Annotated in this window: 9 protein-coding genes, 3 tRNA genes, 2 rRNA genes and 1 riboswitch; of the genes, 4 read left to right on the top strand and 10 right to left on the bottom strand. The window is 46.8% G+C overall.

Going from position 1 to position 12,636, the window contains the following annotated elements:
* Window positions 1-43: 43 nt before the first annotated feature.
* The 7 genes from ADH67_RS09590 to rpe form a co-directional block, all read right to left on the bottom strand.
* Window positions 44-2,928 (bottom strand): 23S ribosomal RNA (locus ADH67_RS09590).
* Window positions 2,929-3,177: 249 nt separating this feature from the next.
* Window positions 3,178-3,253: transfer RNA gene (locus tag ADH67_RS09585), tRNA-Ala, on the bottom strand.
* Between the two features lie 11 nt (window positions 3,254-3,264).
* Window positions 3,265-3,341, bottom strand: a tRNA-Ile gene (locus ADH67_RS09580).
* 81 nt (window positions 3,342-3,422) lie between these two features.
* Window positions 3,423-4,964 (bottom strand): 16S ribosomal RNA (locus ADH67_RS09575).
* The 16S and 23S rRNA genes sit together here with 2 tRNA genes alongside, the layout of an rRNA operon.
* Before the next feature lie 342 nt (window positions 4,965-5,306).
* Complete coding sequence (locus ADH67_RS09570; RefSeq protein ID WP_066594009.1) at window positions 5,307-6,059, bottom strand: uracil-DNA glycosylase; 753 nt, start codon at window positions 6,057-6,059, stop codon at window positions 5,307-5,309.
* A 5-nt stretch (window positions 6,060-6,064) separates the two neighbouring features.
* Window positions 6,065-6,775, bottom strand: a complete 711-nt coding sequence (locus ADH67_RS09565) for an HAD-IA family hydrolase (RefSeq protein WP_066594011.1) — start codon at window positions 6,773-6,775, stop codon at window positions 6,065-6,067.
* The gene (gene rpe / locus ADH67_RS09560; RefSeq protein WP_066594012.1) at window positions 6,768-7,460 is read right to left on the bottom strand and encodes a ribulose-phosphate 3-epimerase; all 693 of its coding nucleotides are present in this window, start codon (window positions 7,458-7,460) and stop codon (window positions 6,768-6,770) included. The genes ADH67_RS09565 and rpe overlap by 8 nt, the downstream gene beginning before the upstream one ends.
* A gap of 101 nt (window positions 7,461-7,561) precedes the next feature.
* On the opposite strand from rpe, the gene mltA reads away from it, so the two are divergent.
* Entirely contained in the window at window positions 7,562-8,764 is a 1,203-nt protein-coding gene (mltA, locus tag ADH67_RS09555; protein ID WP_066594014.1) for a murein transglycosylase A, read from the top strand.
* Here the strand turns inward: mltA and ADH67_RS09550 are convergent.
* Window positions 8,761-9,198, bottom strand: coding sequence for a DsbC family protein (locus ADH67_RS09550; protein WP_089275746.1), 438 nt, complete (start codon window positions 9,196-9,198; stop codon window positions 8,761-8,763). The genes mltA and ADH67_RS09550 overlap by 4 nt on opposite strands.
* Before the next feature lie 78 nt (window positions 9,199-9,276).
* On the bottom strand, window positions 9,277-10,068 hold the full coding sequence (locus ADH67_RS09545) for a DsbC family protein (RefSeq protein ID WP_066594018.1): 792 nt from the start codon (window positions 10,066-10,068) through the stop codon (window positions 9,277-9,279).
* 242 nt (window positions 10,069-10,310) lie between these two features.
* Here ADH67_RS09545 and ADH67_RS09540 point away from each other — a divergent pair.
* The 3 genes from ADH67_RS09540 to ADH67_RS09530 all read left to right on the top strand — a co-directional run bounded on the left by ADH67_RS09540 (window position 10,311) and on the right by ADH67_RS09530 (window position 12,073).
* Window positions 10,311-10,386: transfer RNA gene (locus ADH67_RS09540), tRNA-Phe, on the top strand.
* Window positions 10,387-10,441: 55 nt separating this feature from the next.
* Window positions 10,442-10,610, top strand: a riboswitch (yybP-ykoY riboswitch).
* A gap of 12 nt (window positions 10,611-10,622) precedes the next feature.
* Window positions 10,623-11,207, top strand: a complete 585-nt coding sequence (locus ADH67_RS09535; RefSeq protein ID WP_066594019.1) for a TMEM165/GDT1 family protein — start codon at window positions 10,623-10,625, stop codon at window positions 11,205-11,207.
* 92 nt (window positions 11,208-11,299) lie between these two features.
* Complete coding sequence (locus tag ADH67_RS09530; RefSeq protein ID WP_084081518.1) at window positions 11,300-12,073, top strand: hypothetical protein; 774 nt, start codon at window positions 11,300-11,302, stop codon at window positions 12,071-12,073.
* Here ADH67_RS09530 and ADH67_RS09525 read toward each other — a convergent pair.
* The gene (locus ADH67_RS09525; RefSeq protein ID WP_066594023.1) at window positions 12,057-12,596 is read right to left on the bottom strand and encodes a hypothetical protein; all 540 of its coding nucleotides are present in this window, start codon (window positions 12,594-12,596) and stop codon (window positions 12,057-12,059) included. The genes ADH67_RS09530 and ADH67_RS09525 overlap by 17 nt on opposite strands.
* Window positions 12,597-12,636: the final 40 nt, after the last annotated feature.

Here is a 12,636-nt window from a genome sequence, read left to right as displayed (position 1 = left end):
TTTACTTGCTACAACCAACGCGGGCTTTAAGCTTCACGGTTATAGGATCAAGCCTCACGAGCAATTAGTATCAGTTAGCTCAATGCCTTGCAGCACTTACACACCTGACCTATCGACGTCCTGGTCTCGAACGACTCTTTTGGGAGGTTTTACCTCCGGGAAGACTCATCTTCAGGCAAGTTTCCCGCTTAGATGCTTTCAGCGGTTATCTCTTCCGCACTTAGCTACCCGGCTATGCCACTGGCGTGACAACCGGTACACCAGAGGTGCGTCCACTCCGGTCCTCTCGTACTAGGAGCAGCCCCCGTCAATCTTCCAACGCCCACGGCAGATAGGGACCAAACTGTCTCACGACGTTTTAAACCCAGCTCACGTACCTCTTTAAATGGCGAACAGCCATACCCTTGGGACCGACTTCAGCCCCAGGATGAGATGAGCCGACATCGAGGTGCCAAACACCGCCGTCGATATGAACTCTTGGGCGGTATCAGCCTGTTATCCCCAGAGTACCTTTTATCCGTTGAGCGATGGCCCTTCCATTCAGTGCCACCGGATCACTATGACCTGCTTTCGCATCTGCTCGAGTTGTAGCTCTCGCAGTCAAGCACGCTTTTGCCATTGCACTATCAGCACGATTTCCGACCGTACCTAGCGTACCTTCGTACTCCTCCGTTACCCTTTAGGAGGAGACCGCCCCAGTCAAACTGCCTACCATGCACGGTCCCAAACAGTGTGGTCCTGTCTTGGTTAGAACCGCAAACAAATCAGGGTGGTATTTCAAGGTTGACTCCAGAGGAGCTGGCGCTCCTCTTTCTCTGTCTCCCACCTATCCTACACAAATCGGTTCACAGTTCAATGCAAAGCTGCAGTAAAGGTTCATGGGGTCTTTCCGTCTAGCCGCGGGTAGATTGCATCATCACAAACACTTCAACTTCACTGAGTCTCGGGAGGAGACAGTGTGGCCATCGTTATGCCATTCGTGCAGGTCGGAACTTACCCGACAAGGAATTTCGCTACCTTAGGACCGTTATAGTTACGGCCGCCGTTTACTGGGACTTCGATCAAGGCCTCTCAGCCCATCAATTAATCTTCCAGCACCGGGCAGGCATCACACCCTATACGTCGTCTTTCGACTTTGCAGAGTGCTGTGTTTTTAATAAACAGTCGCAGCCACCTATTCTCTGAGACCGTCTCACGCTCAAGGTGTCTCTCCTCTCACGCTACTGCGGCACACCTTCTTCCGAAGTTACGGTGTCAATTTGCCGAGTTCCTTCTCCCGAGTTCTCTCAAGCGCCTGAGCATATTCAGCTCGCCCACCAGTGTCGGTTTGCGGTACGGTCCTCTCAGACTGTAGCTTAGAGGTTTTTCCTGGAAGAGTTTCCAATCACTTCGCTCCCGTGGGAGCACCACTTCCGATCCGGACGATCCGTTGGCGGATTTGCCTGCCAACCGTCCTCGTCTAAGTACCGAGTAGTCCAACACTCGGATGACCTTAGCCTCTCCGTCACCCCTTCGCATCTGACAGCGGTCCGGGAATATTAACCCGGTTCCCATCGGCTACGCCTTTCGGCCTGACCTTAGGGGCCGACTCACCCTGCTCCGATGAACGTAGAGCAGGAAACCTTGGGCTTGCGGCGAGAGGGCTTTTCACCCTCTTTAACGTTACTCATGTCAGCATTCGCACTTCTGATATCTCCAGCAGACTTCTCAATCCGCCTTCTCAGACTTACAGAACGCTCCCCTACCACGCATGGATTTTTCCATGCATCCGCGGCTTCGGTTAGCAGCTTAGCCCCGTTACATCTTCCGCGCAGAAAGACTCGACCAGTGAGCTATTACGCTTTCTTTGAAGGATGGCTGCTTCTAAGCCAACTTCCTGGTTGTCACGGCCTTTCCACTTCGTTTTCCACTTAGCTGCTATTGGGGACCTTAGCCGGCGGTCTGGGTTGTTTCCCTTTTGAGTCCGGACGTTAGCACCCGGTGCTCTGTCTCCCGTGTATAGCTTCCAGGTATTCGGAGTTTGCCTTGGTTTGGTAAGACTACATGTCCCCCTAGCCAAAACAGTGCTCTACCCCCTGGAGCCTTCACACGAGGCACTACCTCAATAGTTTTCGGGGAGAACCAGCTATCTCCAGATTTGTTTGGCCTTTCACCCCTATCCACAGCTCATCCGCTAATTTTGCAACACTAGTCGGTTCGGTCCTCCAGTGTGTGTTACCACACCTTCAACCTGGCCATGGATAGCTCATCTGGTTTCGGGTCTACACCCTGCGACTTTTCGCTCTATTCGAACTCGCTTTCGCTTCGGCTTCCCTATTCGGTTAACCTCGCCACAGAATGTAAGTCGCTGACCCATTATGCAAAAGGTACGCAGTCACCTCAAAAAAAGGCTCCTACTGTTTGTATGCATGCGGTTTCAGGTTCTATTTCACTCCCCTCCCGGGGTTCTTTTCGCCTTTCCCTCACGGTACTGGTTCACTATCGGTCGATCACTAGTATTTAGCCTTGGAGGATGGTCCCCCCTTCTTCAGACAGGATTCCTCGTGTCCCGCCTTACTTCTCGTTTCCTTAGTACCATTCGGACAATTTTAAATACAGGGCTATCACCTTCTCTGGCTGAGCTTTCCATCTCATTCTTCTATTATCCAAACTATCAAAAACTAGGCTCCTCCGGGTTCGCTCGCCGCTACTGCCGGAATCTCGGTTGATTTCTTTTCCTGAGGATACTTAGATGTTTCAGTTCTCCTCGTTCGCCTCGCATGACTATGGATTCATCATGCGATAACCCTTATCGGGCTGGGTTCCCCCATTCAGATATCTGCGGATCTATGCTCGTTTGCCAGCTCCCCGCAGCTTTTCGCAGGCTGCCACGTCTTTCTTCGCCTGTGATCGCCAAGGCATCCACCACATGCACTTAGTCGCTTGATCCTATAACCCTGCCGCCTATTGCCCGGCAGCGTTACAAGCAACCGCTAAACGCTGTTCCCATTACGCTGTTTATGTCTTCGCTTTCAAGTTTCTCACAAAGTTTTGCTTTGTTATGACTCGCCAATCTTTTCCCGTTTACGTTTCCATAAACGTTTTCAATTGATTCAAATTTCCGGTTTTTTAAAGAACAAATTTTCAGGCTCTAAATTACCTGAAATAAATACTCATCAAGCACTTATTTCAGCAATCTGGTGGAGGTAAACGGGATCGAACCGTTGACCCCCTGCTTGCAAAGCAGGTGCTCTCCCAGCTGAGCTATACCCCCATGAAAGACTTTGGTGGGTCTTGATGGACTTGAACCATCGACCCCCGCCTTATCAAGACGGTGCTCTAACCAGCTGAGCTAAAGACCCTTAGCCTTTGGCCTATTCTCTTCTTCAATCTATCGACTGCCGATAAGAGCGGACACTCAAATCTTCAAGCAAAAACTCTTGAAAGGAGGTGATCCAGCCGCACCTTCCGGTACGGCTACCTTGTTACGACTTAACATTAGTCACGGTGCTCACCGTGGTCGCCGCCCTCCTTGCGGTTAGGCTAACGACTTCTGGTAAACACCACTCCCATTGTTTGACGGGCGGTGTGTACAAGACCCGGGAACGTATTCACCGCGGCATGCTGATCCGCGATTACTAGCGATTCCGACTTCATGCAGTCGAGTTGCAGACTGCAATCCGGACTACGATCGGTTTTCTGGGATTTGCTCCGCCTCTCGGCTTCGCTGCCCTCTGTTCCGACCATTGTATGACGTGTGAAGCCCTACCCATAAGGGCCATGAGGACTTGACGTCATCCCCACCTTCCTCCGGTTTGTCACCGGCAGTCTCACTAGAGTGCCCTTTCGTAGCAACTAGTGACAAGGGTTGCGCTCGTTGCGGGACTTAACCCAACATCTCACGACACGAGCTGACGACAGCCATGCAGCACCTGTGTGCAGATCCTCTTGCGAGCTCTCCTCATTACAAGGAGTTGTCTGCCATGTCAAGGGTAGGTAAGGTTTTTCGCGTTGCATCGAATTAATCCACATCATCCACCGCTTGTGCGGGTCCCCGTCAATTCCTTTGAGTTTTAGTCTTGCGACCGTACTTCCCAGGCGGTCAACTTCTCGCGTTAGCTGCGTTACTGAAAGTTTTACCTCCCAACAACTAGTTGACATCGTTTAGGGCGTGGACTACCAGGGTATCTAATCCTGTTTGCTCCCCACGCTTTCGTGTATGAGCGTCAGTTGCGTCCCAGGGGGCTGCCTTCGCCATCGGTGTTCTTCCAAATATCTACGCATTTCACTGCTACACTTGGAATTCCACCCCCCTCTGACGCACTCTAGTCTTGCAGTCATGTATGGCTTTCCCAGGTTAAGCCCGGGGCTTTCACATCCATCTTGCAAAACCGCCTGCACACCCTTTACGCCCAGTAATTCCGATTAACGCTCGCACCCTACGTATTACCGCGGCTGCTGGCACGTAGTTAGCCGGTGCTTATTCTTAGAGTACCGTCATCATCTATCGGTATTATCAATAGACTTTTCGTTCTCTACAAAAGTGGTTTACAACCCGAAGGCCGTCATCCCACACGCGGAATAGCTGGATCAGGCTTGCGCCCATTGTCCAAAATTCCCCACTGCTGCCTCCCGTAGGAGTCTGGGCCGTGTCTCAGTCCCAGTGTGGCTGGTCGTCCTCTCAGACCAGCTACTGATCGTCGCCTTGGTAAGCCTTTACCTTACCAACTAGCTAATCAGTCATCGGCCGCTCCGCTCGCGAGAGGCCCTCGCGGGTCCCCCTCTTTCATCCTCGGATCTCATGCGGTATTAGCTCCCCTTTCGGGAAGTTGTCCCCCACGAGCGGATACGTTCCGATGTCTTACTCACCCGTTCGCCACTCGTCGACGGAGGAAAGCAAGCTTTCCTCCTCGTTACCGTTCGACTTGCATGTGTAAAGCGTTCCGCCAGCGTTCAATCTGAGCCAGGATCAAACTCTTTTGTTTAATCTCTGTTGTCGCTCTTACTCTTCGTTTCGGTTTTGACGGAGTATTTCCTACTCCGTTTGCCTCACAAAGCGAGCTTCTTAAATTTAATCTCTTTGCTTTCACTCTTAAACTTAAGTGCCCGCTCTTATCGGTTCGTCGATAAATTTTTAAAGAACTTGCGTCGCTGATTTCGTGTTCGTCATCAACAACGAGGTGCGAACTATAAATACCTTTTTTGAGCTTGTCAAACCCCTTGAAGAAATTTTTTCTATAAATTCGGCGTAAAATATAGATTTTATATTTAATTTCAATCAGTTAAATCTGATGTAAAAATTTGTAAATTTCTTGCTTTTCCTTTTGTCAAAGCAAATTTAACTGTTTTTCTTCTGTTTTTTGCTTTGAATTTTCTTGAGGAAGCCACGAGATAGGTTTTTCTCCCTTTTCTTCAAGCCAATTATTAGCTGCTTTAAAGTGCCCGCAGCCGATAAAAGGAACTGGGCCCCTTCGTGCAGACAGCGGGGAAGGATGGTTGCTTTGTAAAATCAGATAAGAAGAGGGCTTAGAAATCTCCTCAATAATCGGACGCTTTTGTTGTGCAAAGCTTCCCCATAACAGATAAACACACGGACGCTGTCTTTTAGCCACCGCGCGGATAAGATTATCCGTGAGGATTTCCCATCCGATACGAGAATGGCTGGATGGCTGTCCCTTTTCTACTGTCAAAGACGCGTTCAACAAAAGAACACCTTGCTTAGCTAAATAAGTTAAATCACCGTTCGAAGGCATTTCTCCGGAATATTCATTGATGATTTCTTTAAAGATATTTCTCAAACTCGGAGGAAGTTTTATTCCTTCTCCTACAGAAAAAGCCAGACCATTCGCCTGATTTGGACCGTGGTAGGGATCCTGTCCAAGGATGACAACTCTGACTTCATCAAGAGACATTAAAGTTAAAGCACGAAGAGGATCCGGAGGATAAACGTTATCCTCCCCGATTTCGTCTTTCCGCTTGTTCACATATGAAATTAATCCCTGTCCTTGGGAAGAATCAAAAAAATCTTCGACTAGGTTCCCCCATCCGGGCTTCAACCGGTTTACGTCCGAAAAATTCATTGCTTTTAAGCTTTACGGGAATCAAGAATTTCTTTTGCTACTTCAGGAATATCAGCCAAAATGATTGCATCATCTCTTTCTGCAATCGTCTCCAAAGGAACTCCCTCACTCCAACCTGTCCGTACTAAGATAGATGGAACATCTGCTGCTTTGGCAGCTCCGGAGTCATTTCCTGAATCTCCGATCATCAGAGCTTCGTTTTTGGAAACATTCAGAAGATTAATAGCCATTTCAACAGGATCTTTAGCCGGTTTTGGTCTCGGCGCCGAATCTCCTCCTACCACTACGTCAAAAAAATCCTCGATGCCGCAGCTATTCAAAGTCTCTATACTCATATCGTATGGTTTGTTGGTAACAATTGCCAACTTCAGTCCTGCGTTCTTCAGGAGTTCGAGAGCCTCTTTTGTTCCGGGAAACAAAGTACCTTTGTCATAATCTCCTTTTTCAACATGCTTCCGGAGACTAGACACTGCTAAAGAGAAGATATGATCATCCAATCTGCCGTTCATTGAATCAGTCATTGAACGGTGTATTAAATTGACCATTCCTTTTCCGATATAAAGGCCCACTCTCTCCTCAGGCAGCGCTGGCTTATCAAAGTCTCTTCTAACTGCGTTGACTAATTGAGTCAGCCCCGGAAGGGTATGGACCAGAGTTCCGTCTAAGTCAAATAAAACAGCTTTGACTTTTTTAAAATTTTCCTTGTTCTTAGACACCGTCCAACTCTTTTCTAAAATTGTTAATTATCTTTTTATAGCCTTCGTAATTCTTTCCGGAAAAAACAGCGCTTCCTGCGACAAATACTTCTGCGCCTGCAGCTGCAATTTCCGCAATATTGTCAATCTTGACGCCGCCGTCAACTTCTAAAAGAATCTTTTTGCCTGTCTTTTTTTCATATTGATCAAGAATCCATCTGCACTCTTGGAGCTTATGAAGAGTCTCGGGAATAAAAGACTGACCGCCGAATCCCGGGTTGACGCTCATGAGCAGAACCATATCAATTTTGTCCATCTCATAGGTCAGCCAATCCAGTGATGTAGCAGGATTTAACACTAAACCTGCTTTGCAGCCGTTTTCTCTGATTAGTGACAAAGTACGATCTACATGCCTGCTGGCTTCAGGATGAAAAGTAATATAGTCAGCACCAGCTTTGGCAAAAGGTTCTATCAAACTATCAACTGGTTCTACCATCAAATGTACATCGATGGGAGCTTTAGTCCATGGACGGATGGCTTTACAAACCATAGGGCCGAAAGTTAAGTTAGGAACATAGTGATTGTCCATCACATCAAAATGAATCCAGTCTGCTCCGGCCTTTATGACATCTTCTACTTCAGCCCCTAAGCGGGCGAAATCGGCAGACAGGATGGACGGAGCAATCTTAAAGCGATTATCTTTCATCAGGCATCTCCTTTGTGCTTATTTTAACGATTGAATCTCCCGTAAGCACCTATCCTATTACCTACAACCTCTACAATGTAGGCTTGCTTTGAGGTAACAAAATGCACAAATTAGTATTCCGATTTTCTTTTTTCTCCGTCGTTTCTGCAGCACTTTTGCTCGCAGGCTGCTCAACTACTGATAAAACTAAACCGGAAAAAGAAATTGATGAACCGACGTCTATAGAAACCAGAACGACAATTGACGATTACTCTTCCATTAATCAGATTTCCCAGGAAGATTGGCAAGCCGGTCTGAAAGCTTTTCGAGTATCCTGCAGAAGCATCGGCAAAAAAGCGATATGGAAAGAAGTTTGTGCTAAAGCCGTCTCTACGCCTGACAGCGAGGCAGAAGATTTCTTTCGTTCTCAATTTACTCCGTGGAAAATCACAAAAATTCAACTCGGAAAGCAAACGGGAACCGTATACAGCGAAGATGAATCCGGCCTCATGACCGGTTATTACGAGCCACTTTTGAAGATCAGTAAAGAAAAAACTTCCAGGCACAAAATCCCGATTCTTTCTACGCCCGATGACTTAATTATCGTTGACCTCGCCAGCTTATATCCTTCTTTGAAAGGAATGCGCCTTCGGGGCAAACTCCAGGGAAGGAAACTAATTCCATACGATGACCGAAGCCACATTGTTCAGCGCAGAGACTTGGATAAGTATGCAATCGGCTGGAGTGATGATCCGGTTGCCGTTTTCTTCTTACAGATTCAAGGCTCCGGCAGATTGGAAACTAGCGCTGGAGAAACTATTCGCGTCGGATACGATGACCAAAACGGCCATCCGTATAAGGCCGTCGGCTCTTGGCTCGTTCAAAAAGGTTATCTGAAAAGACACGAGCTATCCATGCAGAATATTCAGAAATGGGCGGTTGAAAATCCCACTCGTGTAAATGAGCTTCTCGATCAAAATCCTAGTTTTGTCTTTTTCAAAGAGAGAGTGGTGACTGATCCATCGGAAGGTCCAATTGGCGCCCAAGGCCTTCCTCTAACTCCGAAGGCTTCTGTGGCAGTCGATAGAAAGTTCGTGCCCATGGGAACACCTCTGATTGTTCATGCTTCTCAAGACAACCCTTCTTTAGATTTCACCCGACCTGTTGTCGCACAGGACACAGGTGGAGCCATCAAAGGACCTTTAAGATTTGATTTTTTCTGGGGATTTGGAGATGAAGCTGGAAAGAATGCAGGAAAACAAAAGAGCGATGTCTCTGCATGGATACTGCTCCCCAAGGGAGCAGTTCCCGAAGATATTCGTTAGGAATGCTGGATTTTTTCACCGAGCTCCATTGCTGTCATAAAACCGAACGGACCTGCACCGTCTTCTAAAAAGATTGCAGGTACCGTTTCTATTTTGAGTTTTTCAGCCAAACGGGAGTTGTCTTCCAAGACTTTCATTTGAGAAGCCTTGAACATTCCTGTCGGTGCCTTTTCATCCATGCACCATTCATACCAAGCTTTATTCGGAGTCTTGGAGGAGAGGATAACGGCAGACTTTACAACTGAGTCTTCACCAAGCACAGGATAAAAGAACCAGTACACGGTCAGATTTTCCATCTTGCTCAACGTTTCCTGCACAAGGCGTTTGCACCAACCACAGTTAGGATCGGCGAATACTGCAATTTTTGCGCTGCCGTCTCCTAACTTAGTAGTAAATGCGTGTCCTACCGGCCAATTTTTTTCATCGAATTTCATTGACAAATCTCCAAAAAATTCTAGAAGGAACTATAGAAAAGAACCTGTGAATACAAACGCTTTACTTTCCAAAATGAGTTATGGATGCTGAGAAACTTCAGAAAGAAGGTTCTCAAGATAATCAATGCCGACTGCACCCGGAGCTCTCTTTCCGGAAGGTACAAAGACAGTCGGGGTTCCTGTGATGTTGAGTTTGGAACCAAGCTCAATATTACGCTCTAAAGCAGAAATATCACAGTTTGCAGCGCGTTTAGGAGCAGCTTTGCCTTCCAAAAGCTGCTGTTTCCATGCCAAAGCACGATCTTTAGAACACCAGATATTCGCGCTGGCCTCCTTGGATCCGGCTGTAATTACCGGGTACAAGAAAGTATATATAGTTACGTCCTTCATGCCGGCTAAGCTAGCCTCGAGCTTCTTACAAAAGGAGCAGTTTGGGTCGGAGAAAACGGCAATCTGTCTGGATCCGTTGCCGTGAACTGTCTTAATTGCGTCTGCAAGAGGCAAAGCAGAAAAATCAATTGTCAAAAGTTTATCTTTTGCTTCTTGAGTGAGATTCTTTCTGGACAGGGTATTGAAGATTTCGCCCATCAGAACATGATCTCCGGTCGGATCCATATAAATAATCTCATTATTCACAGCTAATTCGTAGAGTCCGGGAATCGGAGAGGGAAGCACATGCTTGACTTGAACTCCCAAACGTCCTTGAGCTAGTTTTCTTATTCTGTCCAACTCTTTTTCTTGTGCAGAATCATTAGTGCTTTGCACAGCTTCTTTTGCTTCGGCGGGAGCGGCTTTTTGTTCAGGTATTTGAGCCTGTCCCACACCGCAAACGGCGGCAAGGACAGCTAAACAAATAAATTTCTTGAGCATCTCTGACTTTAACCTTGTATGTAATCAATACTAAAAGCAGTAAATCTTTAGCAGGCCAATAATAACAGTTGAAGTAATTGCTCAATCTTAAAAAATTAATCTTTGGTTTCAAGATATCTCGCGGTGAATGGCATGCAGAAAAAGTAAACCTTTCTCAAAATGTAAATAAATTTAACTTTTTGTCCGGGATAGTTGCACGATTAAAATTTCTCCTGTATAGTTCGACTTCTCTTGATTGAGCTGGCTAGATAGCTCAGTTGGTAGAGCAACGGACTGAAAATCCGTGTGTCGATGGTTCGATTCCGTCTCTAGCCACCAGAATAAATATCCCGAGGATGTAAAAGTCCTTGGGATTTTTTCTTACAATTAAGATATTCCGATCATTGGGGAGTAACCGTTAGACATTCCGGTGTCTAAGACAGGGTCAACATACTTGATTAAATAAATCATGGCACTGTCGGTTTTCAGCTTGGTGAGACCAACGATAAAAGGCGGCCGCCGGTCTGTCTGTTTTATCGTTGATTTTACTTACCGGCAGAAAAGAGAAAACAATAATGGAAACCCTATTACTATCTACCGGTGTTGTCGCACTTGCAGAAATGGGCGACAAAACCCAGCTCTTAGCCTTCCTTCTAGCTTCTCGATATAAAAAACCGTTGCCTATCATCTTAGGTATTTTTGTCGCAACCATCTTTAATCACACGTTGGCAGGGCTTGCAGGATCTTGGCTTGCCGAATTCTTCAGTCCTGATGTGTTGAGGTGGGTCCTTGCCCTGTCCTTCGTTGCAATGGCTATTTGGATTCTTATTCCGGACAAAATGGACGATGATGGCATCCCTCAAAACAAATTCATGGAAAAATGGGGAGCATTTGGAATTACTTTCATTACCTTTTTCTTGGCAGAAATGGGTGATAAAACACAAATAGCTACGGTTGCTCTCGCGGCCAGCTACGGCACTCCGTTCATCATTGTTGCCGGTACGACCCTGGGCATGTTAATTGCCGATGTTCCTGCAGTTTGGATTGGCGACAAACTTTCAGAAAAAATACCGGTTAAATGGGTACGCTTAATTTCTGCGGCTCTCTTTGTAATCATCGGTATCTTCGTAGCCTTGGACTTCACGCCGAAAATCTCTTAACTTGCGTACTCTCAATCTGAGAAAGAGACTTTGAGGAACCTGGAAAGCTTTTTAGAATTGAACCATCTGTCTTAGAAACAGAGAGGATAAATATGAAGAAACTTTACCGAGGCCTTCTGCTCGTTCTATCCATCGCAGGGTTTCTTGCTCTCAATGGATGTACAGCCGTGCAGGAACAAGTCAATCCTACTCAGATAAATTCGCAATGGTTAAATCAAAGCGTTACTTTTGATCAAAAAACAATTACCGGAATTTTAGTTGTTGCGGTGTCCTCAGATCCGACTACCCAAAGGCTTTACGAAGATATTACGAGCACGACGTTTACTTTGAACGGTATTCCTTCGGAACCGGTGTACAAATATCTAAGCCCCGGATCCGGCCTTTTGCTTCAAAACGGTGGCCTGAATCTCCCTATTCTTCGACAAGCCGCCAAGAATGCCAAGGCTAGCGACATTCTCGTCATTACGTTTAACGGTGTAAAAAACCAGACGGTCTACAATCCCGGCGTGACATGGGGACCAGATCCTTTCTGGGGCGGCCCTTTCGGGCCCGGACCGTTCATGGGCCCTGGTCCGTTCATGGGCCCCGGACCGATGTGGGGAGGATGGGCAATTCCTCCCTCAGTTACTACCAATCAGTATTTAGTGAGCAATATCCAGCTTTTGCTGGCAAAGGACTATCAAACTCTATGGACAGCTTCTTTCACTACGCTCCTTGAGCAGTTTTCAAATGAAAAAACCATTGAACTTTACTCTCAGCTGTTAGTGCAGAAACTTTTGTCCAATGGCTTCATGATTCCTCTGCAGACTCCAAGCTATCAAATCAAAGCTCCGGTCTTAAATCCAGGCGTTACGCCTGCTCCTTAGATTTCGCTTGAGAAAAGAGCCGAGAAATTCTGACGCAGTCTTCGATATGTTTATTCCCGATAAACTTCATCGCGGCGAACGAAATCCCGGCTCCGGCAACTTGTCCGAGAATCGGAACAAATTTCGCAACCTGTGTCGCCGTTATCTGTACGCTTAGCTTCTTGAGCACCGCCGTCACTAACGGAGCCGTAATATATTTTCCGGCCCACGAACTGCCAACTGCCGTAATCATGGCAAATACTTGAAGCCTCTGATCCGTGGATAATCTCTCTATTTCTCGGGGAGAAAGTCCGAATTCCGAGTTGACGGAATTCAAAATCGAAGCCATCAAGGCAACATCAACGGTAATATTGACTCCGGGAATCGGCACCAATGAAGCCCCTGCGCTATACAAGGCTCTTTTGGTAACGAGTTTCTTACAGCGTTGAATTGCCGCTTCGAGATCATCGTCTTCCGTAGGAATCTGTCTGGACTCTCTGACATTTTCCTGCTCTTTACGAACTACGGGTAGTTTTGTTGTCATTACCGTTCCTCGTTTCTACCTAAAGAATTACACTTTAAGA

Origin of the sequence: Turicimonas muris (genome assembly GCF_002221595.1) — a bacterium.
GTDB lineage: Bacteria > Pseudomonadota > Gammaproteobacteria > Burkholderiales > Burkholderiaceae_F > Turicimonas > Turicimonas muris.
The sequence above is the reverse complement of the archived record's forward strand: the minus strand, read 5'-3'. Positions and strand labels throughout refer to the sequence as shown.

Bases quoted from the DNA above. Each gene is read 5' to 3' on its own strand.
- ADH67_RS09570 (WP_066594009.1), bottom strand. From the start codon at position 6,059: ATGAATTTTTCGGACGTAAACCGGTTGAAGCCCGGATGGGGGAACCTA.
- rpe (WP_066594012.1), bottom strand. From the start codon at position 7,460: ATGAAAGATAATCGCTTTAAGATTGCTCCGTCCATCCTGTCTGCCGAT.
- mltA (WP_066594014.1), top strand. From the start codon at position 7,562: ATGCACAAATTAGTATTCCGATTTTCTTTTTTCTCCGTCGTTTCTGCA.
- ADH67_RS09550 (WP_089275746.1), bottom strand. From the start codon at position 9,198: ATGAAATTCGATGAAAAAAATTGGCCGGTAGGACACGCATTTACTACT.
- ADH67_RS09545 (WP_066594018.1), bottom strand. From the start codon at position 10,068: ATGCTCAAGAAATTTATTTGTTTAGCTGTCCTTGCCGCCGTTTGCGGT.
- ADH67_RS09535 (WP_066594019.1), top strand. From the start codon at position 10,623: ATGGAAACCCTATTACTATCTACCGGTGTTGTCGCACTTGCAGAAATG.
- ADH67_RS09530 (WP_084081518.1), top strand. From the start codon at position 11,300: ATGAAGAAACTTTACCGAGGCCTTCTGCTCGTTCTATCCATCGCAGGG.
- ADH67_RS09525 (WP_066594023.1), bottom strand. From the start codon at position 12,596: ATGACAACAAAACTACCCGTAGTTCGTAAAGAGCAGGAAAATGTCAGA.